This is a genomic window from Streptomyces sp. WM6378, from assembly GCF_001279695.1.
GTDB lineage: Bacteria > Actinomycetota > Actinomycetes > Streptomycetales > Streptomycetaceae > Streptomyces.
Window position 1 is genome coordinate 30,481 of the sequence record NZ_LGDD01000024.1, and the last position, 25,396, is coordinate 55,876.

Consider the following 25,396-nt stretch of genomic DNA (forward strand, 5'->3'; position numbering starts at 1 on the left):
GCTCCCCCGTCAGGCGATCGGTTCGTGGACGGTGACGAGCTTGGTGCCGTCCGGGAAGGTCGCCTCGACCTGGACGTCGTGGATCATCTCCGGGATGCCGGGCATGACCTCGTCACGGGAGAGCAACTTCCGCCCGGACGCCATGAGTTCGGCGACGGTGCAACCGTCACGGGCTCCTTCGAGGATGTGCGACGTGATGAGCGCGACGGATTCGGGATGGTTGAGCTTCACCCCGCGGGCCCTGCGCTTCTCGGCGACATCCGCGGCTACATGGATGAGCAGCCGTTCCTGCTCGTGCGGCGTCAGTTGCACGCTTCCCACCTCACAGTCGTGCCCTTCCGTCCACGGACAGCCATGGACGGACCCAGCTGGCGTCGAGGGCGGAGACCGACCGGACAGGTGTTCGCCGCCCGAACGCAGCGGAACCGTATCCGACTTCAACATCCTGTTGAGCGCCATCTCCGGGCCCCTTGGCCAGGCATTGCACGTTAGAGCGGAAGTTTTTCCGGCGCGTTAACTGGCGCTTTAAGAATCCATGATCAGCAAGGGGGCGCCTCGGCGAGGCAGATCGGTGTATGGGACACTCGCACGGCGACGCGTACTTTCGCTCTCAGTCGCCGATGCGCGGACCCCGGTGTTCCGCGGCGATCCCGAAGCGCCGGGGCTCCGCGGGGGCGGACCTCGGCAGGGGGTGCACGAACGAGACCGAACTGGTCGCCTGCTCCTCCTGCTGCGGCTCCTGCTCCTGCTCGGACTCCAGTTTCGCCAGGTCAGCGGCGGAGACCAGGGCGACGAGCGGCTTCCCGTGGCGCGTCACCACGACCCGCTCCCCGCCGTACACAACGCGGTTGATCAGCTCCGCGAGCTCTGCGCGGGCTTGCGTCACCGGAATCTCGTAGGCCATGCACCCAGCTTAGACTCCGCCCACCTGCGCCGTTGGGTCCGCGGGAAACGGCAGCCGCGCAGGTCACAGGGGTGCGGTGGGCTCGGTCCGCAAAGGGGCCCCGGCCGGGGAGGTGCGTCCCGGACAGGGCCCCGCCGCGCCGTGCGCGAACGGGTCAGGCGGCCGCGGCGGCCGCTTCCCAGGCCGTGCGGGCCTCGGCCGCGTACACGTCCACATACTCCTGCTCCGACAGCTTCTGCACCGCATACATGATCTCGTCCGTCACGGCTCGCAGCACCAGGCGCTCGTTCTCCATCCCGGCATAGCGCGAGAAGTCCAGGGGTTCGCCGAAGCGGAGGGTGATCGGCACGCGCCGGGGCAGTCGGCGGCCCTTCGGCTGCGCCTCGAACGTCCCGATCATCGCGACCGGGACCACAGGAGCGCCGGACCGTAACGCCATCGCCGCGACCCCGACCTTGCCCTTGTACAGCCGCCCGTCGTGCGACCGCGTCCCTTCGGGGAAGACCCCCAACACCCCTCCGTCACCCAGGACTTGGAGGGCGGTGTCGAGCGCCGACTGTGCCGCGTCCTTGCCGGAGCGGTCGACCGGGATCTGACCGAGCGCGCGGAAGAACGCCGCGGTCGCCCGGCCCCTGAGGCCCGGCGCGGTGAAGTACTCCTGCTTGGCCAGGAAGGTGAGGCGGCGCCTGAGCGTCACGCCCAGCAGGAACTGGTCGGTGAACGACTGGTGATTCCCCGCGAGGATCACCGCACCTGCCTCGGGTACCCGCCCGGCCCCTTCGACGCACGGGCGGAACAGCCACCGCAGCAGCGGCACCAGCACCACGAGACGGAATGCGAAATAGAACACTTCAGTGAGCCCTCTCCCCAGGTGACCCCCGCGCCGACGCACGCTAGCCACCCGTGGAGATCGCCGGGAGAGGGCCTATTGAGCCAAGGCCCGCCGTCACCGGCGGCCAAAACCGCCCACCCGCCGACAGCGAAACACCCTTTGACCTGCCACTTCGCCGCGATCTCCGGACAACACCTCACCCTGGTTCTGTACGTCCTGTACATTTTCCACAGAGGCCTTCGGAACCTCCGGTCGAGGAGAGGTATGTCATGAACCACCGCCCCGCCGCCCGCTACGTGGTGCCCGAGTTCCAGGAGCGCACCGCCTCGGGCATCCGCACGCTCGATCCGTACTCCAAGCTCTTCGAGGAGCGGATCATCTTTCTCGGCACCCCGGTCGACGACGCTTCGGCCAACGACGTGATGGCCCAGTTCATGCACCTGGAGCACGCGGCCCCGGACCGGGACATCTCGCTCTACATCAACTCCCCCGGCGGCTCGCTCACCGCGATGGCCGCGATCCACGACACGATGCAGTTCGTCACCTGCGATGTGCAGACGTTCTGCCTGGGCCAGGCGAGCTCGGTGGCCGCGCTGCTGCTCGCGGCCGGCACGCCCGGAAAGCGCGCCGTACAGCCCGGCTCCCGAGTGCTCCTCCAGCAGCCGGCCATCGAGGAGGCGGTGCAGGGGCAGCCGTCCGATCTGGAGATCCAGGCGGCCGAAATCCTGCGTGGGCGCGTGCTGTTGACCGAACTCCTCGCTCGGCACACGGGAAGGACCCCGGAGCAGGTGGCCGCCGACATCGAGCGGGACGTGGTCTTCGACGCCGACGGCGCCGTGGCGTACGGGCTCGCCGATCACGTACTCGAAAGCCGCAAGACGTCGCTGCGCGGGAGGTGAACCGCCGTGCTGCCACCGGAACTGCCGCCGCTGCCCGCCCTGACGCGCGCCGAGGCCGAATTCATCGACTCCTACCTCGAAGTGGTCGACCTGCTCGGCCGGATCAATCCGGCGCACGGCCACGACACGTACACCGCCCTCAGGGCCGCCCAGGCCCTGGTCGGCCGGGCGGCCGCGCTGAAGGAGGCCCTGACGCTGATGCACCAGCGCGGGGAGGCCCATGTACACGCGCAGACGCTGACACGGGCGCTGCGGATCCTGGACGGCGAGCGCCGCGCGGGGCGGCTCACGGTGCCCCCGCAGACGACGGGGTGAGTGCACCCGGAACCGCGAGGGATACCCGACGCGCTCATAGGGCCGACGAAACGCACCAGACGGGCTACCCCCGTTCGGCCCACCGGCGGCTACTTTCACCGGCCCTTATGAGTTGCTTACGGCCTGTGGACAATCTGCTGAATCGATCCTTCCGTTGCTGGTACAGGGCTCGTCAGCCCCATTTGCAGTAGCGCCGAACGGCCCCTGTCCACCCGAACCAGGCAGTCGTGAGCACCCTCACACAAAGCCGTTTCGGTCCGTAAATCCGACAGTCGGTGCGTGAAGATCCCCTAGGACGACAAGCCCCCGCCACCGCGGCGGGGCGGTCCGGGCGGACGCCGAGTCCTGCCGCCGTTCCGGACGACTGGTCGACAAGAGTGGACCGGCAGGAGTGGAGGACCCGAGTACTTCGGGAAGGCCGTACCCCGGCCGTCCCTCGGGGTGAAGCCGCATGCGCGGCCGGGCGTCTTCGCCAGTCCGAACCCGACAGGTCATCCTTCGCAGGCGGTTTGACGAAGGGTTGCGCATGACCGCGCATACACACGTCTCGTCGCTGGCGGTCCGCCTCGGCACCGTCTGTGCCCTCACCCTCGCCGTGACGGGCGCGATGACGCTGGCACCGGGCAGCACGCCCGAGGCGAACGCCGCCGCCGTGGCCGCCAGGGCGCTCCACGTGGCCGCGTCGAAGAAGGGATCGCCCTACCAGTTCGGCGCCACGGGCCCGTACCGGTTCGACTGCTCGGGGCTCACGCTCTACTCGTTCAAGCAGGCGGGCCGCAAGCTGCCCCGCACCGCCCAGCAGCAGTACAACGGCTCCCGGCATGTCTCGGCCTCGTCCCGCAAGGCCGGGGACCTGGTGTTCTTCCACTCGGGGGGCCGGGTGTACCACGTGGGGATCTACGCCGGGAACGGCAGGATCTGGCACTCCCCCAAGGCCGGCACGGTGGTCCGCCTGGAGCGGATCTGGAGCCACAGCGTCCTGTACGGGCGGGTGGGCTGACGCGCCGCCAGACCGGGCGTCCCGGTGCGTGTCCCGCGTACCGGGACGCCCTCGGGCGCCCTCGGCACGTCTCTAGGGCCTGTCCGGCGGACAGGCCCTAGCCGCTCTGGACGGGCGCCGTCCACGGCAGGGCGATCCAGACCGTCTTGCCGCCGTCCGCGGTGGGCGCGACCGAGAGCCGGCCGCCGCACTCGGCGGCGAGCCAGCGGATGATCACCATGCCCCGGCCGTTGTCCTGCTGGACGGCGGCGGGCAATCGTTTCGGCCAGCGCGGGTGGCTGTCGGTCACCCCGATCCGCAGTTCCTCCTCGCGCTCCAGCTGGACGTCCACGGTGAAGGTGGGCGACTGGCCGAAGGTGTGCTGCACGGCGTTGGTGGCGAGCTCGGAGACGATGAGGCGGATCGTGTCGGCGGCCTCGGCGTCGGTCGGCAGGCCCCAGTCGGCAAGGACCCCGACGACGTACCTCCGTGCCGCGGAGACCGAGGCGGGATCGCTCGGCAGAGTGAGGGTTGCTTCGAGGTGGTCTGCCATGGCGACGCTGTCCCTTTCCCACCCGGGCCGGCTTGAAGACTCGTAGCGGTTGAGCGCTCGCGAAGACGACATCGGCCTCGGATTGTGCTTCGCGTCAGAGTGCCACTCATCGTGCCGGTCTCGGGTGCGATCCACCAAGATATGCATATATCTGTCGCTCAAAGCAGTGAACTCTCCGACGGTAGACCGTATTTGGGCTCACACTTACCCATCGCCGGAGACGAAGGAGGCGGCTATGGGGCACGGGCCGGCGGTGCGCAGACGCAAGCTCGGCGAGGAGTTGCGCAAGCTGCGCGACGACACGGGTCTCACGAGTGGTGAGGCGGCCGGTCTGGTCGGCTGGCACCAGTCGAAGGTGAGCCGGATCGAGACCGGTCGCAGTGGCGTGAAGCCGGCGGACGTGGCCCGGCTGCTCGAAGCGTACGGGGTGCGCGACCCCGAACTCCGCGCGCTTTTGCAGGCATTGGCCGATTCGGCGGGCGGCGCCGGGGTGGATTGGGCGCATGCGTACCGGGGCCTGCTGCCGACGCAGTACCGCGACTTCATCAGTCTGGAGTCGCAGGCGCGCTCGGCCCGCACCCTGGAGACCTCGGTGGTGCCGGGGCTTTTGCAGACGCCGGCGTACGCGCGGGCGGTGACGCGGGCCGCGCTCGGGGGGCTGCCCTCGGACAAGGTGGACTCGCTCGTGGAGGTGCGGATCGCCCGCCAGGAGGTGCTGCGCGGCGATCCGCCGCTGGTGCTCAGCGCGGTGCTCGACGAGGCGGTATTGCGTCGGCGAGTGGGCGGCCCGGCGGCCATGCGGGACCAGTTACGGCATTTGCTGCAGCTCGCCGCACTGCCGCACGTGCGGTTGCAGGTCATCCCTTTCCATTACGGCGGCTATGTCGGCCTGACCGGCCCTTTCATTATCTTTTCATTTCCGGCCATTTCGGATCTGGATGTGGTTGTTATCGACCATCTGACGAGTAGCCTCTACCTCGAACGGAGAGAAGACCTTGAGGCGTACAGTGCCGCATTCCTGACCGTCCAGGCACTCGCGCTCTCCTCCGAGGACTCGTTGGATCTCATCGCCCGGATAGCCCGGGGGGAACCGGGCTAGTTCATGGCGAGTGGGGAGGCATGATGTCCGCACGCCCTGCGCACGTTCCTTCCAGCACTTCCCTCACGACTGCCACCTGGCGGCGCAGCAGCCGCAGCGTGGGCATGAACAACTGTGTCGAGGCGGCCCGGCTCAATGGCGAGCTGCTTGCCGTCCGCGACTCCCAACGGATCGACGGGCCCGCGCTGCTCTTCGGCGCCCCGGCCTGGCAGCGCTTCATCTCCACTCTCAGCACCGCGAATTGAGGGACAGCACAGCGAATTGACGAGCCGTCAGGCTGTGGGCGCGGTCCTCAGGATCGCGCCCACAGCCCTGTCGATCTGGCGCTCCGCCAGATCCGCCCGGGCGGTCAGCCGGATCCGCGAGATGCCGTCCGGCACCGACGGCGGCCGGAAGCAGCCGACCACCAGCCCGGCTTCGCGGCACTCCCCGGCCCAGGCCACCGCGGCCTCCGGCGAGGGGGCCCGCACGGAGACGACCGCGGCGTCGGGACGTACCGCGAGGTGGCCTGCGGCGGTGAGCCGGCCGTGCAGTTCGGCGGCGACGGCGCGGGCCCGGCCCGCCAACTCCGGCTGCGCGCGCAGCAGTCGCAGGGCCGCGAGCGCCCCGCCGACCGACGCGGGGGCGAGCCCGGTGTCGAAGATGAAGGTGCGGGCCGCGTTCACCAGATGGCGGATGACCCGGGCCGGGCCGAGGACCGCGCCGCCCTGGCTGCCGAGCGACTTGGACAGGGTGACCGTGGCGACCACGTCGTCCGCGCCCGCGAGCCCGGCCGCGTGCAGCGCGCCGCGCCCTCCCTCGCCGAGCACCCCGAGCCCGTGCGCGTCGTCCACGACCAGGGCGGCCCCGAACTCCCGGCAGGCAGCGGCGAGTTGAGGCAGTGGGGCGGCATCGCCGTCCACCGAGAACACGGAGTCGGACACCACGAGGCCGGGCCCGCCGTGGGTGTCCAGGGCCTTGCGGACCGCTTCCGGTTCGGCGTGCGGAACGACCTCGGTACGAGCGCGGGCGAGCCGGCACCCGTCGACGATGGAGGCGTGGTTGCCCGCGTCGGAGACGATCAGGGAGCCGTGCGGGCCGAGCGCGGTGAGCGCCGCGAGGTTCGCCGCGTACCCGGAGGAGAAGACCAGGGCCGACTCGAAGCCGCAGAACTCGGCGAGTTCGCGCTCCAGCTCCGTGTGCAGCACGGTGGTCCCGGTGACCAGGCGGGAGCCGGTGGCGCCCGCGCCCCAGCGGTGGGCCGCCTCGGCCGCGCCCGCCGTGACCGCGGGATGCCGGGTGAGCCCCAGGTAGTCGTTGCTCGCCAGGTCCAGGAGGTCCTGGTCGGCGGGGCGCGGCCGCAGGGTGCGGACCAGACCGGCGCGCTCGCGGCGCTCCGATTCTCCGTCGATCCAGTCGAACGGCGCTCGCGACATGGTGGAGTCCCTTTTTGTAGGCTGCCGACAGACCCTAGCCGGTGCCATGCCAGGTCAGGGTGTGGCGATACACACACCTCAAACGGCCCGTGTTGTGGGATCCCTACCTTGGCCACAGGCGGTGCCGTGCGCGAAGATCGGCGCCATGGACCTGCTGAACACGCTGGTGGACAAGGGGTTGCGGCGCGAACTGCCGACCCGCGAAGAGGCACTCGCCGTGCTGGCGACCTCCGACGACGAACTGCTCGATGTGGTGGCCGCGGCCGGCAAGGTGCGCCGCCAGTGGTTCGGACGCCGGGTGAAGCTGAACTATCTGGTCAACCTGAAGTCGGGCCTGTGCCCCGAGGACTGTTCGTACTGCTCCCAGCGGCTCGGCTCCAAGGCCGACATCCTGAAGTACACCTGGCTCAAGCCCGACGAGGCCTCGAAAGCCGCGGCCGCGGGCGTCGCGGGCGGCGCCAAGCGGGTCTGCCTGGTGGCCAGCGGCCGCGGCCCCACGGACCGTGACATCGCCCGGGTCTCCGAGACGATCGAGACGATCAAGGAGCAGAACGAGGGCGTCGAGGTCTGTGCCTGCCTCGGTCTCCTCTCGGACGGCCAGGCCGAGCGGCTGCGCGCCGCCGGGGCCGACGCGTACAACCACAACCTGAACACGTCCGAAGGGACGTACGGGGACATTACGACCACGCACACCTATCAGGACCGCGTGGACACCGTGACCAAGGCGCACGACGCGGGTCTGTCGGCCTGCTCCGGTCTGATCGCGGGCATGGGCGAGTCCGACGAGGACCTGGTGGACGTGGTCTTCGCGCTGCGCGACCTCGACCCGGACTCGGTGCCGGTGAACTTCCTCATCCCGTTCGAGGGCACCCCGCTCGGCAAGGAGTGGAACCTCACGCCGCAGCGCTGCCTGCGGATCCTCGCCATGACCCGGTTCGTGTGCCCGGACGTCGAGGTGCGGCTCGCCGGTGGCCGTGAGGTGCATCTGCGCTCGATGCAGCCGCTCGCCCTGCACCTGGTCAACTCGATCTTCCTGGGCGACTACCTGACCAGCGAGGGCCAGGCCGGACAGACCGACCTCGACATGATCGCGGACGCCGGGTTCGAGGTGGAGGGCGCGGGCACCACGACGCTTCCGCAGCACCGCGCGGACGCGGTCGCCGCCGCGGGCTGCGGTACGGGCACGGGCGCCTGCGGTTCGCAGGAGGAGAGCGGCTGCGGCTCCCACGAGGGCGGCGGCTGCGGGCCCTGCGGTGGCCACGGCGCTGTCGAGGCACCCGAGCAGGCGCCCGCGGACCAGGCGCGCACCGATCTGGTGGCCGTGCGCCGCCGGGGCGCGGGGACGGATCTCGCGCCCAATGCCTGAGTACTCCCCCACCGATCTGCTCGACCTGGACCGCCGGCACGTCTGGCATCCGTACGGCCCGATGCCGGGCCGGCAGGAGCAGCTCCTCGTCGAGTCGGCGTCGGGCGTACGGCTGCGCCTTGCCGAACCGGCCCACGGTCAGCGCGAGTTGATCGACGGGATGTCGTCGTGGTGGTCGGCCGTGCACGGCTACAACCACCCGGTGCTCAACGAGGCGGCGCGCTCCCAGCTGGACCGGATGAGCCATGTCATGTTCGGCGGGCTCACCCACGAGCCCGCCGTCCGGCTCGCCGCCCGGCTCGTCGAGATCACGCCCGGGCCGCTCCAGCACGTCTTCCTCAGCGACTCGGGCTCGGTCGCGGTCGAGGTGGCCGTGAAGATGTGCCTGCAGTACTGGCGCTCGGTCGGGCAGCCGCGCAAGCAGCGTCTGCTCACTTGGCGCGGCGGCTACCACGGCGACACCTGGCAGCCGATGTCGGTGTGCGACCCCGACGGCGGGATGCACGAGCTGTGGCAGGGCGCGCTGCCCCGCCAGATCTTCGCCGGCGCTCCGCCCGCGGAGTTCGAGAAGTCGTACGCCCGGGAGCTGCGCGAGACGATCGCGCGGCACGCCGACGAGCTGGCCGCGGTGATCGTGGAGCCGGTGGTGCAGGGCGCGGGCGGCATGCGGTTCCACTCGCCCGCGTACCTGCAGGTGCTGCGCGAGGCCTGCGACGAGCACGGCGTGCTGCTCGTCTTCGACGAGATCGCCTCCGGCTTCGGCCGCACCGGCGCGCTGTTCGCGGCCGACCACGCGGCGCTCTCGCCGGACGTCATGTGCGTCGGCAAGGCGCTGACCGGCGGCTATCTGTCGATGGCGGCGACGCTCTGCACGAGCCGGGTCGCCGCGGGCATCTCCTCGGGCGAGGTCCCGGTGCTCGCCCACGGTCCGACGTTCATGGGCAACCCGCTGGCCGCGTCGGTGGCGCTCGCCTCCATCGACCTGCTGCTCGGCCAGGACTGGCAGGGCGAGGTCAAGCGCATCGAGAGGGGCCTGCTCGACGGCCTTGACCAAGCCCGCTCGATCGAGGGCGTACGGGACGTCCGGGTGCTCGGCGCCATCGGCGTCGTCCAGCTGGACCACGACGTCGACATGAAGGCGGCGACCGCGGCGGCCGTGCGCGAGGGCGTGTGGCTGCGGCCGTTCAGGGATCTGATCTACACGATGCCGCCCTATGTGACGGGCGACGACGATCTGGCGCGTATCTGCCGTGCGGTGTGCGCGGCGGCGCGGGAGGGCTGAGATGGCGATTCTGGTCGTGAGCGGTACGGGCACCGAGATCGGCAAGACGATCACCACGGCGGCCGTCGCCGCCCTGGCGCTCGCCGCCGGCCGTTCGGTGGCCGTGCTCAAACCGGCTCAGACGGGGGTCGCGCCGGGTGAGCCCGGTGACGTCTTCGAGGTGCGGCGGCTCGCCGGGGAGGCGGTGACCGGGGTCGAACTGGCCCGGTTCCCCGAGCCGTTGGCGCCCAACACTTCGGCCCGCCGGGCCGGTATGGCACCCATCGGCCCCCAGGAAGTGGCGGAGGCCGCGGCGAAACTGGCCGCCGAGCACGATCTCGTACTGGTCGAGGGCGCGGGCGGGCTCCTGGTCCGCTTCGACGACGAGGGCGGCACGCTCGCGGACGCGGCCCGGCTGCTCGGTGCCCCCGTCCTGGTGGTGACGCCCGCCGGACTGGGCACACTGAACTCGACGGCCCTGACCGGCGAGGCCCTGCGGGCCCGGGATCTCGAATTCGCCGGGGTCGTCGTGGGCAGCTGGCCGGCCGAGCCGGATCTGGCCTCGCGATGCAATCTCGCGGACCTTCCCGAGGCGGCCGGGGCACCCTTGCTCGGCACTGTGCCCGAGGGCGCCGGACGGCTGGCGCCCGCCGACTTCCGTACCCGAGCTGCCGGTTGGCTCGCCCCGGCGCTCGGCGGCGTTTGGAGTATCTGATGGCTGTTTTACGGGCCCGCCTCGGGCAGCTCGTCGTGGACTGCGCCGACCCGGGGCGGCTCGCCCGCTTCTGGGCCGGGCTGCTCGGCGGGCGCCCCGTGGTGCGCGACTCCTCGTGGGCGTACGTCGATCCGCCGGGCGCGCCGCGCCTCGCCTTCCAGCGCGTACCTGAGGAGAAGGCCGGCAAGAACCGGCTGCACCTGGACCTCGCGGTCGAGGACGTGCGCCGGGCGCGGGCGGCGGCCGTGCGGCGCGGGGCGCGTCCCGTGGGCGCGACCGTGACCGACGCCCAGGGGGCCTTCCAGGTGATGCGGGACCCCGAGGGCAACGAGTTCTGCTTCGTGGAGTCCACGGACGGGTGAGCGGGCGCGGCGCGGGGACAATGGCGGTAACCGGCTGCCCGCAGGACGCCGGCAACCGGCCGGCTGCCCGAGGCTCAGGAGGTCCGACATGGCGCAGCGCACCAAGATCGCCCCGGATGCCGTGCACCACCCCGTGTTCGCCCGCTTCTACGCGCGCTTCAGCGAGGCGGTGGATCTGAGAGCCGGCATCGCCGAGCACCGTAGGGAACTGCTCGACGGGCTCTCGGGGCGCATCATCGAGATCGGCGCGGGCAACGGGCTCAACTTCGCCCACTATCCGGCAGCCGTGTCCGAGGTGGTGGCGATCGAACCGGAGCGCACGCTGAGGCAGCTGGCGGTCCGCGCAGCGCTCCAGGCGGAGGTTCCGGTGGACGTGGTGCCGGGCGCCGCGGAGGCCCTGCCGGTCAAGAGCGAGGCCTTCGACGCGGCGGTCGCCTCGCTGGTGCTGTGCTCGGTACGCGACCTCTCGCGGGCGCTGGGTGAGATCCGCCGGGTGTTGCGCCCGGGCGGCGAGCTGCGGTTCTTCGAGCACGGCCGGGCGGACGGCCGGGCCCTTGCGACGGTGCAGCGCGGCCTGGACCGCACGGTGTGGCCGCTGCTGTTCGGCGGCTGCCACACCGCGCGCGATCCGCTGGGCGCGATCGAGGCGGCGGGCTTCGAGATCGTCGGCTACCGCCATCTGCGGGTGCCCGCCAAGGGCGTCGCATCGCCGTCCTCGCCGTGTGTGCTCGGGGTGGCGCGGCGCCCGGCGCTCGGCCCGGACGAACAGGAGCCGGTATCCGAGTAGGAGCCGGTGTCCGAGCATGGCACGTGCCCCTTACATCCGCCTCCCCACACCGGGCCCCTCGACGGATGGCGACGGTTCGGCCCCGGCCTCTACTCTCTTATGCGGTACGGGAGTTGGAGCGGCCATGACGCCACAATCGGGGAGGCGGCCTTGTCCACACCTGCAACGGCACACGCGTACGGAACGGAGCCCGCGGCGCCGGTCGCCGCGCGGGCGCGCGCACTGACCAAGGCGTACGGCAGTGGCGAGACCACGGTGCTCGCCCTGGACTCGGTCGACGTGGACATCGCGCGGGGCGCTTTCACCGCGGTGATGGGTCCTTCGGGTTCGGGGAAGTCGACCCTGATGCACTGTCTGGCCGGGCTCGACACCGTGTCGGCGGGGCAGGTATGGCTCGGGGACACCGAGATCACCGGGCTCAAGGAACGGGAGCTCACCCGGCTCAGGCGGGACCGGATCGGCTTCATGTTCCAGTCGTTCAACCTGCTGCCCACGCTCACGGCCGCCGAGAACATCACGCTGCCCATGGACATCGCGGGCCGCACCCCGGACCGGGCGTGGGTGGACCGGGTCATCGACACGCTCGGCCTGCGCGACCGCCTCAAGCACCGCCCGGCGCAGTTGTCCGGGGGCCAGCAGCAGCGGGTCGCGTGCGCGCGGGCCCTCGCGTCCCGGCCGGAGCTGATCTTCACGGACGAGCCGACCGGCAACCTGGACTCGCGCGCGGGCGCGGAGGTGCTTGCGTTCCTGCGGGAGGCGGTGGACAGCCTGGAGCAGACCGTGGTGATGGTGACGCACGACCCGGGCGCCGCGGGCCACGCCGATCTGGTCCTCTTCCTTGGCGACGGGCGGATCGTGGACAGGATGGAGCGGCCCACCTCGGAAGCCGTCCTGGAGCGGATGCGGCTCTTCTCGGGCGCCCGGCCGCACCTCGGCGCCCCTGACGACGCACCGCGCAAGAGCTGACCGGCCGTGCTGAAGGCGACCCTGCGCGGCTTCCTCGCGCACAAGGGGCGACTCCTCCTCTCCGCCCTCGCGGTGGTGCTCTCGGTGGCTTTCGTCGCCGGTTCGCTGATCTTCTCGGACACCGTGGCGCGTACCTTCGACCGGCTCTTCGCCTCGACGTCGGCCGACGTGACCGTCTCGCCGAAGAAGGAGATCAACGCCGCGCTGCCGTCCGGCGAGACACCCACCGTGCCGGCCTCGCTCGCCGCTCAGCTCGCCCACGTCGACGGCGTCGCGGCCGCGCGCATCGACGCGGCCGTCTCCGGCATCACCGTCGTCGATGCCCGCGACCAGGTGGTGGGGCCGACCACCGGCGGACCCACGATCGCCACCAACTGGTACGTGGACAAACGCAGTCCGGTGAAGCTGACGAGTGGTCACGAACCCAGCGGGCCCCACGAGGCGCTGCTCGACAAGGACACCGCGGACAAGAAGAAGGTGCGGATCGGCGACACCCTCACCGTGCTCGCCGGGCCCGGTTCGTTCAAGGTGGGCGTGGTCGGGATCGCCACGTTCACCACCACCAACCCGGGCGCGGCCCTGGTCTTCCTGGACACCCCGACCGCCCAGTCCCGGCTGCTCGGCAAGCCGGACGCGGCGACCAGCATCTCGGTCGACGCCGCCCCGGGCGTCAGCGACGACGTACTGAAGCAGCGCGTCGCGGACCGGCTCGGCGGACGGTACGACCTGAAGACCGCGGCCGAGCAGGCGACGTCGGACGCCGCGCAGCTCGGCGGATTCCTCGATGTCATCAAGTACCTGATGCTGGGCTTCGCAGGCATCGCCGTGCTCGTCGGGATCTTCCTGATCGTCAACACCTTCTCCATGCTGATCGCCCAGCGCACCCGGGAACTGGGCCTGTTGAGGGCTCTGGGTGCCGATCGCGGGCAGGTGCGCCGTTCGGTGCTCCTGGAGGCGCTCCTGCTCGGTCTGGTCGGGTCGACGCTCGGCCTCGCCGTCGGCGTCGGGCTCGCCGCCGGGCTCATCGCGCTGATGAGCCTGTTCGGGATGAACCTGAGCGCCGCCGAGATGGTGGTCAACTGGCCGACCCCGGTGGCCGCTTACGCGGTGGGCGTCGGCGTGACGTTCGTCGCCGCCTACCTTCCGGCCCGCCGGGCGGCCAAGGTCTCCCCCATGGCCGCGCTCGTGGACGCCGAAGTGGCGGGCGCGGGGCGGCCGTTGCGGGTACGGGCCGTGGTGGGCGCGTTCCTCGGCGCGGCCGGAGCGGCGGCCCTGGCGGGCTGCGCGGCCAGCAGCAGGGCCTCAACTGCCTCGTCCTTGTTGGGACTTGGGCTCGTGCTCACTCTGATCGCGACCGTCGTCGCGGGTCCGCTTCTGGTGCGGCCCGTGATCCGGGTGCTCGGCGGGGCGTTCCCGAAGGTGTTCGGCCCGGTGGGCCGGATGAGCCAGCGCAACGCCCTGCGCAATCCGCGGCGCACCGGAGCGACCGCGTCCGCGCTCATGGTCGGCATCGCCCTGGTCACCGGGCTCTCCGTGGCCAGCACCTCGATGTCCAAATCCTTCGACCAGCAGATCGACCGGGTGCTCGGCGCGGACTTCGTCATCCAGAACGCCAACTTCCAGCCGTTCCCGCAGGAGATCACCGAGCGGATCCGGGCCACGAAGGGCGTGGGCACCGTGGTGCGGCAGCGGTTCGCGCCCGTGCGGGTCACCCTGCCGGACGGGAAGAAGGCCGACACGACGGCGTCCGGCTACGATCCGAAGCTCGACGACGTGGCCCATCTGACGTATGCGAGCGGCGGCACGGCGCAGGCGCTCGCCGCCGACGGCCTCGCGATGGACAAGACGTACGCCCACGACCACGACGTGCGGATCGGCGACTCGCTGCCCGTGCTGTTCTCCTCCGGGCAGCAGGCGCGGCTGACCGTGACGGCGCTGACCGACATGAACCAGGCCAACGGAGGATTCGCCACCGAGGGCGGCCTCTTCATGGGCCTGGCCACGCTGGAGCGGTACGTGCCCGGCGGTCAGGACGCCGCCGTCTATGTGAACGCGGCGAGCGGCACACCCGCCGACCAGCTGCGCGCGGCGCTGAAGACGACGCTGACCTCGTATCCCCAGGTCCAGGTCAGGGACCAGAACGACTACAAGAAGCTGGTGCACGACCAGATCGCGGTGCTGCTCTACCTGGTGTACGCGCTGCTGGGCCTGGCGATCGTGATCGCGGTGCTCGGGGTGGTCAACACCCTTGCCCTGTCGGTGGTCGAGCGGACCAGAGAGATCGGGCTGCTGCGGGCCCTCGGGCTCTCCCGGGTGCAGTTGAGGCGGATGATCCGGCTGGAATCCGTCGTGATCGCGGTCTTCGGCGCACTGCTCGGGCTCGCCTTGGGCATGGTGTGGGGGGTGGCGGTACAGCAGGTGCTCGCGCTCCAGGGCCTCACCGCGTTCGCGGTGCCGTGGTCGACGATCGTCGCGGTCGCGGTGGGCTCGGTGGTCGTCGGCCTGGTGGCGGCGCTGCTGCCCGCGCTGCGGGCCTCGCGGATGAATGTGCTGGCCGCCATCGCACACGAGTAACTCCCGGACTCCTGAGGAGAGTTGATGACCCGTCCGTTCCGTTTCGCTGTGAACATGGTGACCCCGGCGGTGGGCGGGGAGTGGCGCAAGCGCTGCCGCCGGGCCGAGGAACTGGGCTACGACGTGATCCAGGTGGCCGACCACCTCGGCATGCCCGCGCCGTTCCCCGCCGTGGTCGCCGCCGCGTACGCCACGGAGCGGCCCCGGGTCGGGCCGTTCGTGCTCAACGCCGCGTTCTGGACGCCGGCCCTCCTCGCCCGCGAGATCGCCACGGTGGACGCGCTGACCGACGGCCGCCTGGAAGTCGGGCTCGGCACCGGTTACGTACGCGAGGAGCACGAGCGAGCCGGGGTCGCGTGGCGCACGCCGGGCGGCCGGGTCGACCATCTCGCCCGTACCGTAAGGGAGTTGGAGCGCCTTCTCGGCGACGAGGCGCACGCGGCGCAGCTCGTGCAGCGGCCCCGGCCGCCGCTGCTCATCGGCGCGAAGGGCGACCGGATGCTGCGGCTGACCGCCGAGCACGCGGACATCGCCGCGTTCACCGGGGCGCGGACCTCGCCCGTCGATGGAACGCTCACCGTGATGAACGCCGACGACCTGGCGGAGCGGGTCGCCACCTACCGGCGGTTCGCGGCCGCGCGCGAGACTCCGGCCGAGCTCAACCTGCTGATCCAGTGGGTGGCCGTGACCCGGGACCGGCGGGCCGCGGTGCGCGAATCGCTGCACCGCCTTCCCCATCTCACCGAGGACGAGATGCTCGACCTGCCGGTCCTGCTCATCGGCACGGTGCGGCAGATGGCGGACCAACTGCGCGCCCAGCGGGAGCGCTACGGCTTCTCGTACCTCACGGTCCTGGACCCGTACATGGAGGAGTTCGGGGCGGTGATCGAGGTGCTGCGGGGCGAATGAGCGGGCGGTGGGCGTCCGCGTCGATCGGCTCCGCGTCGATCGGCTCCGCATGGATCGGCGTCCGTATGGCAAAACGGTTCACCGCGGGTCACGGCCCGGTGGTGGGATGAACGCCATGGACGAGTTGCGCATCCGGGCCGCCGGGCCCGAGGACCTGGACGCGGTGCCGGCCTTCTGGAAGACGGCCGCCGAGGGCACCAGCATCAGCGACGACCGCGAGGGCGTCGAGCGCCTCGTCGCCCGCGACCCCGAGACGCTGATCCTCGCCGAGACGGGCGGCGATCTTGTCGGCACGGTGATCGCGGGCTTCGACGGGTGGCGCTGCCATCTGTACCGCCTCGCCGTCCACCCGGACCACCGCCGCAAGGGCATCGGCGGGGCGCTGCTCGCCGCGGCCGAGGACCGGTTCGTCGCGCTCGGCGGACGCCGGGCGGACGCCATGGTCCTGGTCCGCAACGAGCTTGCGCGGCACGCCTGGCAGGCCGCGGGCTACGGGCCCGAGGAGCAGTGGCGCCGCTGGGTGAAGCCGCTGGGCTGAGCGGCCGGGCCACTTCTCTTTGCCAGTGCTTTACCATGGGTGAACCTCTACCCACCGACTGAAAGGTGTGAGCGTCCGCCCATGGGCGAGCCTCCCAGTACCAGCACCGCCGCGCGACACCGCGCGCCCCGCCTCCCCCTGGCCGATCATGGGACGGAGGTGACCCGATGACCGAAGTGCTCCTGCTCCTGGCGGCCGTACTGCTCTCGCTGGTCTGCGCGGTCTTCGTCGCGGCCGAGTTCTCCCTCACCACCGCCGAGCGCAGCGATCTGGAGCGAGCCGTCGAGCGCGGCGAACGAGGTGCCTCCAGCGCGCTGAAGGCCGTGCGGAGCCTCACCTTCCAGCTGTCCGGCGCCCAGCTCGGCATCACCGTGACCGGCCTCGTCATCGGCATGATCGCCAAGCCGTCGATCGCCAAGCTCCTGACCGGCCCGCTCGAAGGACTCGGCCTGTCCGCGACCACCGCGAGCTCGGTTGCCCTGGTGCTCGGCATGGTGCTCTCCACCGTGTTCCTGATGGTCGTCGGCGAGCTGGTCCCCAAGAACTGGGCCATCTCCTCGCCGCTCGCCGTCGCGAAGGTCGTCTCGGCCCCGCAGCGCGCGTTCAGCGCGGCCTTCCGCCCGCTGATCAGCCACCTCAACACCTCGGCCAACCACCTGGTGCGCCGCTTCGGCCTGGAGCCCGCCGAGGAGCTGGCCTCCGCGCGCAGCCCGCAGGAGCTGGTCGCCCTCGCCCGGCACTCGGCCAAGGAGGGCGCCCTTGAAGCGGACACCGCCGAGCTGTTCGTGCGGACCCTCAACCTCGCCGAGCTCAACGCCGAGAACGTGATGACGCCCCGCGTGCAGGTCACCGCGCTCGACATCCAGGCCACCGCCGAGGACGTCGCGAACGCGACCCGCGCCACGGGCCTGTCCCGCTTCCCCGTCTACCGGGGCAGCCTCGACTCGGTCGTCGGCATCGCCCACATCAAGGACGTCCTCGCGGTACCGGCCGAACTCAGGCGGCTGCACCCGGTGACGTCGTTGCTGCGCGAACCGCTGCTCGTGCCCGAGACGCTCACCGTGGACCGGCTCCTGGACCAGCTGTACGGCAAGCGCACCATGGCCGTCGTCATCGACGAGTACGGCGGCACCGCGGGCGTCGTCACCCTGGAGGACATCGTGGAGGAGGTCGTCGGCGAGGTCCGTGACGAGCACGATCCGCACGAGACCCCCGACCTCGCCCCCGCAGGGCAGGACGCCGACGGCCGCTCCCTGTACTCCGCCGACGGCGCCGCCCGCGACGACCAGCTCGCCGCCATCGGCCTGTGCGTGCCGGACGGCCCGTACGAGACCCTCGCAGGTCTGATTGCCACCGAACTTGGCCGGATTCCGACGGTCGGCGACCGGGTGGAGCTGGCCGGCTGGCGCATGGACGTGGTCGACGCGTCCGGTCGGCGCGCGGCCCGCGTCCTGCTGCACGCACCCCTGAACCCCGAGGGCGACGACGAAGAGGCCGGCCGATGATCGCGATCCAGATTCTGATCGGCCTGGCGACGCTGGTCGTCAACGCCTTCTTCGTCGGCGCCGAGTTCGCCCTGATCTCGGTGCGCCGCAGCCAGATCGAACCGCTCGCCGAGGACGGCAACCGCCGTGCCCGCAGCGTCATTTGGGGCCTGGAACACGTCTCGGCGCTGATGGCCGCGGCACAGCTCGGCATCACGCTGTGCACCCTGGTGCTCGGCGTGGTCGCCGAACCGGCCATCGCGCACCTGGTCGCACCGGCCTTCGACGCGGTGGGCGTGCCGGACGGGCTCATCCACCCGGTGTCGTTCGTGCTCGCCCTCGCGGTCGCCACGTATCTGCACATGCTGCTCGGCGAGATGGTGCCGAAGAACATCGCGCTGGCCGAGCCCGCCCGCACCGCGCTGCTCCTCGGCCCGCCCCTTGTGACGCTGGCGCGGGCGCTGCGCCCGGCGATCTTCGCGATCAACGCCTTCGCCAACACCATCCTGAAACTGCTCAGGGTGGACGCCAAGGACCATGTCGCGGCGACCTTCTCGGACGACGAGCTGGCCCGCCTGGTGACCGACGCGGGCCATGCCGGGCTCCTCGACGACCGGGCGGCCGAGCGTCTGCACGACGCCCTTGAGCTGGGACGACGGCCGGTGCGCGATGTGGTCGTACCGCTGGACAAGGTGGTACGGGCCGCGGTCGGCACCACTCCGGAGGAGCTGGAGCGACTGTCGGCGAGCTCCGGGTTCTCGCGCTTCCCGGTCGTTGACGAGGACAGCCGCATCCTGGGCTATCTGCACGTCAAGGACGCCCTGGACGCGGTGCCGCGCGACGTGGCCTTCCCGGTCGCGGCGCTGCGGCCGATCGCCCGGGTGCGCGCCGCGACCCCCCTCGACGACGTCCTGACCGCGATGCGGCGCAGCCGTACGCACCTGGCGGCGGTCCTCGGCGATGAGGGCAAGCTGGCGGGGCTCGTCACGATGGAGGACGTCCTGCGGGAGCTCGTGGGCCCGCCGGCGGCCGCGGCCTAGCCGATCACTGAACCGGCTTGGCGGGGGTGGCCGGGTTCGTGGTTTCGGTGAGGCCCGGGCCCGGCTGCCCCAGCTGCGAGGAGCCGACCGCCATCAGGACGGCGAGCACCGCGGCCATGCCCGCGGTCGCGAACGCCGCGGTCCAGTGGACGTCGAGGAGGTTGGTCGCGCCGGCCGTGAGGACGGCGGCGAGTGCCTGGGCGAAGGTGCGGATGGCACGCTCGGCGGTGGCTTTCCAAAAGGCCGCGGTGAACAACATCGCATGCTCGCTCTCTCGACGGCCGGGCCCGGCCGGGTTCCAAAAAGTTGATGTGCTCCTGGCATACCGCGGAACGGGCACCGCCGAAAGGGCCTGGTCGGCCTCCTTGCGATCACGGTCCCCACGAGGGCTTCGACGCCCCGGAGCCACTGTCACTACCGCGCGGTACGATCGCTCCGCCATGGAGATGAATGCCTCATACACCAGCTTTGCCGCGATCGGCGACTCCTTCACGGAGGGCATGTCCGACCGGCTTCCCGACGGGTCCTACCGCGGCTGGGCCGATGTGCTCGCCACCCGGCTCGCGGCCCGCACACCCGGCTTCCGGTACGCGAACCTCGCCGTGCGCGGCAAGCTCATCGGGCAGATCGTCGAGGAGCAGGTGGCCGCGGCGGCCGCGCTGAGCCCGGACGTCATCACGCTGGTCGGCGGCCTCAACGACACCCTGCGGCCCAAGTGCGACATGGGCCGGGTGCGCGACCTCCTGACGGAGGCGGTCGAGCAGCTCGCGCCCTCCTGCAAGCAACTGGTCCTGATGCGCAGCCCGGGCCGCAACGGCCCCGTCCTCGACCGCTTCCGCCCGCGCATGGAGGAGCTCTTCTCCTACGTCGACGAACTGGCCGAGCGGCACGGCGCGTTGGTGGTCGACCTGTACGGCGCGCCGGTGCTGGGCGACCAGCGGCTCTGGGACGTGGACCGGCTGCATCTGACGGAGGACGGGCACCACAGGGTGGCCGAGGCGGTCTGGCAGACGCTGGGCCTGGACGCCGAGGACGACTGGCGCTCCCCCCTGCCGCCGCCGGTCCGCCCCGGCTGGGCCGCGAGCCGCACCGCCGACCTCCGCTTCGCCCGCCAACACCTGGTGCCCTGGATCGGGCGCCGCATCACCGGCCGCTCCTCCGGCGACGGCCGCAGCGGCGCCCACTTCGACGCCGCGCGGGGACGGGCGTTCTGGGTCACGCCGGGGGACGGGGCGGCCGCGGGGCCGGTTTCGGGGTGGGTCCAGGTCGAGGAGTGACGCGGCATCAACTCGGCTTCGCTGATTTGATCCATCATCAACTCAGGCTCCCGGACCCGGAGTTGCGGGTTCGACGGTCCGTCACCCCGCCGTGCTCGGCTCCGGCACCCGGGCCGCGAGGAACCGGGTGGTGCGGCGGAGCCGGAAGCCCAGCGACTCGTAGAGCCTGATCGCGGCGGTATTGGTGGCCGCGGTGTGCAGGAACGGTGTTTCGCCCCGCTCCCTGATGCCGAAGGCGACCGCGCGGACGAGGCGGGAGCCGAGGCCCTGACCGCGGAACGCGTCGTCGGTGCAGACCGCGCTGATCTCGGTCCAGCCCGGCGGGTGCAGCCGCTCCCCGGCCATCGCGATCAGCCGGCCCTCGCGGCGGATGCCGAGATAGGTGCCGAGCTCCACGGTGCGGGGCAGGAACGGCCCGGGCCGGGTGCGCTCCACGAGGGCGAGCATGTCGGGCACGTCGTCCGCGCCGAGCCGCACCGCCTCCTCGTCGGGACGGGCGTCCACCGCCTCGTCGACGAGCTGGACGCCCTCCAGGTCGAAGGTGATCTCCCAGCCCTCGGGCAGCTCGACCCGCACCCCGGGGAGCGCCACTTCCGCACCGGGCCCGGCGAGCGCGGCCAGGTCCGCCCAGTCGCCGGCGTCCGGGTCCGCGGGCAGCCCGAGCCAGGGCGAGACGTCGGTCTCGTAGCGCAGCACCCTGCCGCGCACCTCGGCGAACCGCGCGTGCGGCCCGGTCAGCGAGGCGTACGCGGGGTTGTCCAGCGGATGCGCCGGGATCTCGGTGCGGACGGACGCGTTGGACATGATCTCCTCGCTCGGGATGAGGCAACGTCGGATGAGGCAACGCCGGGGCTCGGCGGCCGCTGTCGGCGCCTTCGACCTCGCCTTCGACCGCGACACCGTCCGCTCCGGGCTCCCTCACATGAAAGATCCGATTCCGGCCGCGCATTCCCGGAAGACCGGATTGTTCACAAGGCGGACATGAACCCGACTGCGCGCCGAGTGATCGTTCTTGGCATGCTGTGGGCATGTCGCCCTCCGCACTCACCGACCTCGTCGACCAACTGCTCGCCGGTTCCGGCCCCTTGCCGATCGTCGCCGCCGGCGACCCCGTGCTGCGCCGGCCGGCCGAACCGGTGGACGACCGCCTGGACCGCAAGCGCCTCGACCGGCTGATCGGGGCGATGCGCGAGACGATGCTCGCCGCTCCCGGCGTCGGCCTCGCCGCACCGCAGGTGGGCCTCCCGCTGCGGCTCGCGGTCATCGAGGACGCGGCGGAGGTATCCCAGGAGATCAGGCAGGTCCGCGGCCGCGTCCCGCAGCCGTTCCGGGTCTTGATCAATCCGTCGTACGAGCCCGTCGGGCCCGGCCGGGCCGCGTTCTTCGAGGGCTGCCTGAGCGTGCCGGGCTGGGGCGCGGTCGTGGCCCGGCACGCGAACGTACGCCTGCGCGCGCTCGACCAGCACGGCCGCACGGTGGACGAGGTGTTCACAGGCTGGCCCGCCCGCATCGTCCAGCACGAGACCGACCACCTCGACGGCACGCTGTACCTGGACCGCGCGGACCTGCGCTCGCTGTCCTCGCGGGAGGCGATGGCCGGCCGCTGGGCGCAGCCCACCCCGGCCGCCGCGGCCGAGGCCCTCGCCTTCGAGCTCGGCGACGCGGCGGAGGCGTGAGCCCGGCCGTCACCGCGAGCCGACCGCTCGTTCCGCTCCGTGAGCGGTGCGCCCGGCCTCGGCGGCGGCGCAACCTTCTCGTAGCAAGGCACAAACCGGGGCGGGGCACTGGCCTGCAGAAATCGCCAGTAGACTCTGGACACGTGACTGCTGTGTCTGCGAAGCCTCGCATCCCGAACGTTCTGGCCGGCCGCTACGCCTCCGCGGAGCTCGCCGTCCTCTGGTCCCCCGAGCAGAAGGTCAAGCTGGAGCGCCAGCTGTGGCTCGCCGTGCTGCGCGCCCAGAAGGACCTGGGGATCGAGGTGCCCGAGGCCGCACTCGCCGACTACGAGCGCGTCATCGACCAGGTCGACCTCGCCTCCATCGCCGAGCGCGAGAAGGTCACCCGGCACGATGTGAAGGCCCGCATCGAGGAGTTCAACGCGCTGGCCGGCCACGAGCAGGTCCACAAGGGCATGACCTCGCGCGACCTGACCGAGAACGTCGAGCAGCTCCAGATCCGGCTCTCCCTCGAACTGATGCGGGACCGCACGGTCGCGGTCCTCGCGCGCCTCGGCAAGCTGTCCGGCGAGTACGCCGAGCTGGTCATGGCAGGGCGCTCGCACAATGTGGCCGCGCAGGCCACGACCCTGGGCAAGCGTTTCGCGACCGCGGCCGACGAGCTGCTGGTGGCGTACGGCCGCCTTGAGGATCTGCTCGCCCGCTACCCGCTGCGCGGCATCAAGGGCCCCGTCGGCACCGCCCAGGACATGCTCGACCTGCTCGGCGGCGACGCCTCGAAGCTCGCCGACCTGGAGCAGCGCATCGCGGGCCACCTCGGCTTCGCGCACGCCTTCACCTCGGTCGGCCAGGTCTACCCGCGCTCCCTCGACTACGACGTGGTGACCGCCCTTGTGCAGCTGGCCGCCGCGCCGTCCTCGGTCGCCAAGACGGTCCGGCTGATGGCCGGGCACGAGCTGGTCACCGAAGGCTTCAAGCCCGGCCAGGTCGGCTCGTCCGCGATGCCGCACAAGATGAACACCCGCTCCTGCGAGCGCGTCAACGGCCTGATGGTCATCCTGCGCGGCTACGCCTCGATGACCGGCGAGCTGGCCGGCGACCAGTGGAACGAGGGCGACGTCTCCTGCTCGGTGGTCCGCCGGGTCGCGCTGCCCGACGCGTTCTTCGCCTTCGACGGCCTGCTCGAAACCTTCCTGACGGTCCTCGACGAGTTCGGCGCGTTCCCCGCCGTCGTCGCCCGTGAGCTGGACCGCTACCTGCCGTTCCTGGCCACGACGAAGGTCCTGATGGCCGCCGTCCGTGCCGGGGTGGGCCGCGAAGCCGCGCACGAGGTCATCAAGGAGCACGCCGTCGCCTCCGCCCTCGCGATGCGCGAGCAGGGCGCCGAGCGCAACGAGCTCCTCGACAAGCTGGCCGCCGACGAGCGCATGCCGCTCGACCGCGCCCAGCTCGACGGCCTGATGGCCGACAAGCTGTCCTTCACCGGTGCCGCCGGCGACCAGGTCACCGCCGTGGTCTCCCGCATCGAGGAGATCGTCAAGCAGCATCCCGCGGCCGCCGGTTACACCCCGGGCTCGATCCTCTGATCCCGCACCCGTGCTGAGCCCCGAGGAACTCCAGGCCGCCCGCGACACCGTCATCCCCGACGTGATCGCGGGCGGCCTGTCCGTGCTGTTCTGCGGCATCAACCCGAGCCTGATGTCCGGGGCCACGGGCCACCACTTCGCCCGCCCGGGCAACCGCTTCTGGCCGGTGCTGCACCTGTCCGGCTTCACTCCGAGGCAGTTGAAGCCCGCCGAGCAGGGCGAGCTCCTCTCGTACGGTCTCGGCATCACCAATGTGGTGGCCCGGGCCACCGCGCGGGCCGACGAACTCGACGCCGAGGAGTTCCGCGAGGGCGGGCGCCTGCTGGCGGCGAAGGTCGAGCGGCTCCGGCCCGACTGGCTGGCCGTGGTGGGCGTGACCGCCTACCGCACGGCTTTCGGCGACCGCCGGGCCCAGATCGGCCCCCAGGACCACACGATCGGCACGACCCGGGTCTGGGCGCTGCCCAATCCCAGCGGGCTGAACGCGCACTGGACCGCGCAGACGATGGCTGAGGAGTACGGACGGTTGCGCGTCGCCGCGCAGGCCGGCCTCGACTGACCCGCGCCGTTGGGGGCGCTCCCCCTGCACAGGGGCAGGCGTCCCGGCCGCTACGGCGGGTCCACCTCCGTCACCGTCACGCTCAGGTCCCAGCCCGGGCCCTCCGCCTCCAGGTCCAGGCCCACGGCTATCCATCTGCCCTCGACCCGCCACAGGTTCAGGAAGTCGAAGCCGACGGCGAACTCCGCCCAGGGCTCCGGTATCGCCTCGCCCGCGACCAGCCGGGCCTGGGCGCTCCAGAGGCTGATCCACTGCGGTTCCTCCCAGCGTCGGGTGAGCTCGGCCACCAGGGCGTCGTGGTCGGCGACGCATTGGGCACGTTTTTCCAGTCGTTCCGTCAGGTCCTCCCATTCCTCCTCGTCGGCGCTCAGGCACGCGCAGTGGTATCCCGGGCCGCTCACCTCCGCGCCGCTTCGGCTGCGCTCCACGGGGAATTCCCGGGAGCGCAGCCGGTCGATGTGCTGGAGATACAGAGCGGTGGTCATGTCGTCAGTAAACCGCCCGGCACTGACAATTGACGTGCCTTCAGCAACTGGACAGCCGCCATCCGGTCAGGCGTCGCGCCGCCTCAGCGCCCACCAGCCGGCGCCCGCCGCGAGCGCCGTCCAGGCCGCCAGGACGGCCATCCCGCTCCACGGCCCGAGCGTCCCGACCGGGTGCTGGAGCAGGACCTGTTGGCCCGCCCGGTCCGGCAGGAAGTCGGCCCCGCTGCCGCCCTGCGACACGTCTCCGACCACGAACGGGACGATCAGGAACAGCGGTACGAGCAGGCTCAGCGCGCCGGTGACGCTGCGCAGCAGGGCGGCGACTCCGGCCGAGAGCAGGCTGATCAGGGCCAGATAGAAGGCGCAGCCGACGACCGCGCGCAGCGCGCCCGGATCCGCGATGCCTATGCCGAAGCCCCGGTCCATCAGCGCCTGGCCGCCGAGGAAGCTGATCAGGCTGGCCACCAGGCCGACCGCGAGGACGCACCCGCCGATCACCGCGAGCTTGGCGCCGTAGAACAGCGTCCTGTTGGGCACGGCCGCCAGGGATATCCGGATCCCCGCGTTCTTGTATTCACCCGCCATGGCCATGACGCTGAAAATGATCGCTGCCAACTGCCCGAAATTCAGGCCGTAGTAGGAGAACAGCACCGGGTCGAAGTCCGTACTGCCGGGCTGTGGGCGGCCCAGCGCGGCGCAGATGAGGAGGGAGAGGCCCGCCGTCGCCACGGGGACGGTCAGCAGGGAGCCCACCAGGGAACGCAGCGAACGGACCTTGATCCACTCGGTGTGGAGTACCGCGGGGAACGACATGG

General features: G+C 71.5%; 29 protein-coding genes and 1 riboswitch. Of the genes, 20 read left to right on the plus strand and 9 right to left on the minus strand.

All coding sequences use genetic code 11. The features are described from left to right. Positions 1 to 9 precede the first annotated feature (9 nt). The 3 genes from ADK54_RS04545 to ADK54_RS04555 all read right to left on the minus strand — a co-directional run bounded on the left by ADK54_RS04545 (position 10) and on the right by ADK54_RS04555 (position 1,754). A complete protein-coding gene (locus ADK54_RS04545) occupies positions 10 to 312 on the minus strand; it encodes an urease subunit gamma (RefSeq protein WP_053724200.1) in 303 nt (100 codons plus the stop codon). Between the two features lie 298 nt (positions 313 to 610). After that, positions 611 to 904, minus strand: coding sequence for a type II toxin-antitoxin system Phd/YefM family antitoxin (locus ADK54_RS04550; RefSeq protein WP_053724201.1), 294 nt, complete (start codon positions 902 to 904; stop codon positions 611 to 613). 154 nt (positions 905 to 1,058) lie between these two features. Continuing rightward, the gene (locus ADK54_RS04555; RefSeq protein ID WP_053724202.1) at positions 1,059 to 1,754 is read right to left on the minus strand and encodes a lysophospholipid acyltransferase family protein; all 696 of its coding nucleotides are present in this window, start codon (positions 1,752 to 1,754) and stop codon (positions 1,059 to 1,061) included. A 251-nt stretch (positions 1,755 to 2,005) separates the two neighbouring features. On the opposite strand from ADK54_RS04555, the gene ADK54_RS04560 reads away from it, so the two are divergent. From ADK54_RS04560 to ADK54_RS04570, 3 genes are all read left to right on the plus strand, one after another. After that, positions 2,006 to 2,635, plus strand: a complete 630-nt coding sequence (locus ADK54_RS04560) for an ATP-dependent Clp protease proteolytic subunit (protein ID WP_053724203.1) — start codon at positions 2,006 to 2,008, stop codon at positions 2,633 to 2,635. A gap of 6 nt (positions 2,636 to 2,641) precedes the next feature. After that, positions 2,642 to 2,950 (plus strand): hypothetical protein, encoded by a 309-nt coding sequence (locus ADK54_RS04565; protein WP_053724204.1) that lies wholly within the window; start codon positions 2,642 to 2,644, stop codon positions 2,948 to 2,950. A gap of 339 nt (positions 2,951 to 3,289) precedes the next feature. Next, positions 3,290 to 3,473, plus strand: a riboswitch (cyclic di-AMP (ydaO/yuaA leader). A gap of 3 nt (positions 3,474 to 3,476) precedes the next feature. Further along, positions 3,477 to 3,950, plus strand: coding sequence for a C40 family peptidase (locus ADK54_RS04570; protein ID WP_053724205.1), 474 nt, complete (start codon positions 3,477 to 3,479; stop codon positions 3,948 to 3,950). Between the two features lie 97 nt (positions 3,951 to 4,047). Here ADK54_RS04570 and ADK54_RS04575 read toward each other — a convergent pair whose 3' ends face one another. Next, positions 4,048 to 4,482, minus strand: coding sequence for an ATP-binding protein (locus ADK54_RS04575; RefSeq protein WP_053724206.1), 435 nt, complete (start codon positions 4,480 to 4,482; stop codon positions 4,048 to 4,050). A gap of 235 nt (positions 4,483 to 4,717) precedes the next feature. On the opposite strand from ADK54_RS04575, the gene ADK54_RS04580 reads away from it, so the two are divergent. Next, positions 4,718 to 5,581, plus strand: coding sequence for a helix-turn-helix domain-containing protein (locus tag ADK54_RS04580; protein ID WP_053724207.1), 864 nt, complete (start codon positions 4,718 to 4,720; stop codon positions 5,579 to 5,581). A 23-nt stretch (positions 5,582 to 5,604) separates the two neighbouring features. Further along, positions 5,605 to 5,826 carry a DUF397 domain-containing protein gene (locus ADK54_RS04585; protein WP_053724281.1) on the plus strand — a complete coding sequence of 74 codons (222 nt, stop codon included), beginning with the start codon at positions 5,605 to 5,607 and terminating at the stop codon, positions 5,824 to 5,826. A 27-nt stretch (positions 5,827 to 5,853) separates the two neighbouring features. Here ADK54_RS04585 and ADK54_RS04590 read toward each other — a convergent pair whose 3' ends face one another. Beyond that, positions 5,854 to 6,996, minus strand: a complete 1,143-nt coding sequence (locus ADK54_RS04590) for an 8-amino-7-oxononanoate synthase (RefSeq protein ID WP_053724208.1) — start codon at positions 6,994 to 6,996, stop codon at positions 5,854 to 5,856. Between the two features lie 145 nt (positions 6,997 to 7,141). On the opposite strand from ADK54_RS04590, the gene bioB reads away from it, so the two are divergent. The 11 genes from bioB (at position 7,142) to ADK54_RS04645 (ending at position 18,998) form a co-directional block, all read left to right on the plus strand. After that, positions 7,142 to 8,362 (plus strand): biotin synthase BioB, encoded by a 1,221-nt coding sequence (gene bioB, locus ADK54_RS04595; RefSeq protein ID WP_053724209.1) that lies wholly within the window; start codon positions 7,142 to 7,144, stop codon positions 8,360 to 8,362. Next, positions 8,355 to 9,644 carry an adenosylmethionine--8-amino-7-oxononanoate transaminase gene (locus tag ADK54_RS04600; protein WP_053724210.1) on the plus strand — a complete coding sequence of 430 codons (1,290 nt, stop codon included), beginning with the start codon at positions 8,355 to 8,357 and terminating at the stop codon, positions 9,642 to 9,644. The genes bioB and ADK54_RS04600 overlap by 8 nt, the downstream gene beginning before the upstream one ends. 1 nt (position 9,645) lies before the next feature. Beyond that, positions 9,646 to 10,338 (plus strand): dethiobiotin synthase, encoded by a 693-nt coding sequence (gene bioD, locus ADK54_RS04605; RefSeq protein ID WP_053724211.1) that lies wholly within the window; start codon positions 9,646 to 9,648, stop codon positions 10,336 to 10,338. After that, a complete protein-coding gene (locus tag ADK54_RS04610; RefSeq protein ID WP_053724212.1) occupies positions 10,338 to 10,700 on the plus strand; it encodes a VOC family protein in 363 nt (120 codons plus the stop codon). The genes bioD and ADK54_RS04610 overlap by 1 nt, the downstream gene beginning before the upstream one ends. 88 nt (positions 10,701 to 10,788) lie before the next feature. Continuing rightward, complete coding sequence (locus tag ADK54_RS04615; RefSeq protein ID WP_053724213.1) at positions 10,789 to 11,487, plus strand: class I SAM-dependent methyltransferase; 699 nt, start codon at positions 10,789 to 10,791, stop codon at positions 11,485 to 11,487. Positions 11,488 to 11,637: 150 nt separating this feature from the next. Then, entirely contained in the window at positions 11,638 to 12,453 is an 816-nt protein-coding gene (locus tag ADK54_RS04620) for an ABC transporter ATP-binding protein (protein WP_053724214.1), read from the plus strand. 6 nt (positions 12,454 to 12,459) lie between these two features. After that, positions 12,460 to 15,027 (plus strand): ABC transporter permease, encoded by a 2,568-nt coding sequence (locus ADK54_RS04625; RefSeq protein ID WP_053724215.1) that lies wholly within the window; start codon positions 12,460 to 12,462, stop codon positions 15,025 to 15,027. A gap of 24 nt (positions 15,028 to 15,051) precedes the next feature. Further along, a complete protein-coding gene (locus tag ADK54_RS04630; RefSeq protein ID WP_053724216.1) occupies positions 15,052 to 15,936 on the plus strand; it encodes a TIGR03621 family F420-dependent LLM class oxidoreductase in 885 nt (294 codons plus the stop codon). A 115-nt stretch (positions 15,937 to 16,051) separates the two neighbouring features. Further along, positions 16,052 to 16,474 (plus strand): GNAT family N-acetyltransferase, encoded by a 423-nt coding sequence (locus ADK54_RS04635; protein ID WP_053724217.1) that lies wholly within the window; start codon positions 16,052 to 16,054, stop codon positions 16,472 to 16,474. A 167-nt stretch (positions 16,475 to 16,641) separates the two neighbouring features. Continuing rightward, entirely contained in the window at positions 16,642 to 17,979 is a 1,338-nt protein-coding gene (locus ADK54_RS04640; protein WP_053724218.1) for a hemolysin family protein, read from the plus strand. Further along, the gene (locus tag ADK54_RS04645; RefSeq protein ID WP_053724219.1) at positions 17,976 to 18,998 is read left to right on the plus strand and encodes a hemolysin family protein; all 1,023 of its coding nucleotides are present in this window, start codon (positions 17,976 to 17,978) and stop codon (positions 18,996 to 18,998) included. Before ADK54_RS04640 ends, ADK54_RS04645 begins: the two co-directional genes overlap by 4 nt. Before the next feature lie 4 nt (positions 18,999 to 19,002). On the opposite strand, the gene ADK54_RS04650 is transcribed toward ADK54_RS04645, so the two are convergent. After that, positions 19,003 to 19,257, minus strand: a complete 255-nt coding sequence (locus tag ADK54_RS04650) for a holin (RefSeq protein ID WP_199826865.1) — start codon at positions 19,255 to 19,257, stop codon at positions 19,003 to 19,005. Between the two features lie 181 nt (positions 19,258 to 19,438). Here ADK54_RS04650 and ADK54_RS04655 point away from each other — a divergent pair, with 181 nt between their 5' ends. After that, entirely contained in the window at positions 19,439 to 20,275 is an 837-nt protein-coding gene (locus tag ADK54_RS04655; protein ID WP_053724220.1) for an SGNH/GDSL hydrolase family protein, read from the plus strand. An 81-nt stretch (positions 20,276 to 20,356) separates the two neighbouring features. Here the strand turns inward: ADK54_RS04655 and ADK54_RS04660 are convergent, their stop codons facing one another. After that, positions 20,357 to 21,079: a GNAT family N-acetyltransferase gene (locus ADK54_RS04660; protein WP_053724221.1), complete on the minus strand. Its 723-nt coding sequence runs from the start codon at positions 21,077 to 21,079 to the stop codon at positions 20,357 to 20,359. 224 nt (positions 21,080 to 21,303) lie between these two features. Between ADK54_RS04660 and def the strand changes: the two genes are divergently transcribed. The 3 genes from def to mug all read left to right on the plus strand — a co-directional run bounded on the left by def (position 21,304) and on the right by mug (position 24,096). Continuing rightward, on the plus strand, positions 21,304 to 21,951 hold the full coding sequence (gene def / locus ADK54_RS04670) for a peptide deformylase (RefSeq protein WP_053724223.1): 648 nt from the start codon (positions 21,304 to 21,306) through the stop codon (positions 21,949 to 21,951). Between the two features lie 143 nt (positions 21,952 to 22,094). Then, positions 22,095 to 23,537 (plus strand): adenylosuccinate lyase, encoded by a 1,443-nt coding sequence (purB, locus tag ADK54_RS04675; protein WP_053724224.1) that lies wholly within the window; start codon positions 22,095 to 22,097, stop codon positions 23,535 to 23,537. A gap of 13 nt (positions 23,538 to 23,550) precedes the next feature. Then, positions 23,551 to 24,096 (plus strand): G/U mismatch-specific DNA glycosylase, encoded by a 546-nt coding sequence (gene mug / locus ADK54_RS04680; protein WP_053724283.1) that lies wholly within the window; start codon positions 23,551 to 23,553, stop codon positions 24,094 to 24,096. Positions 24,097 to 24,146: 50 nt separating this feature from the next. On the opposite strand, the gene ADK54_RS04685 is transcribed toward mug, so the two are convergent. Together ADK54_RS04685 and ADK54_RS04690 are read right to left on the minus strand one after the other, a co-directional pair. Next, complete coding sequence (locus tag ADK54_RS04685) at positions 24,147 to 24,581, minus strand: hypothetical protein (protein ID WP_053724225.1); 435 nt, start codon at positions 24,579 to 24,581, stop codon at positions 24,147 to 24,149. Between the two features lie 66 nt (positions 24,582 to 24,647). Continuing rightward, entirely contained in the window at positions 24,648 to 25,394 is a 747-nt protein-coding gene (locus ADK54_RS04690; protein WP_053724226.1) for an ABC transporter permease, read from the minus strand. Positions 25,395 to 25,396 lie beyond the last annotated feature (2 nt).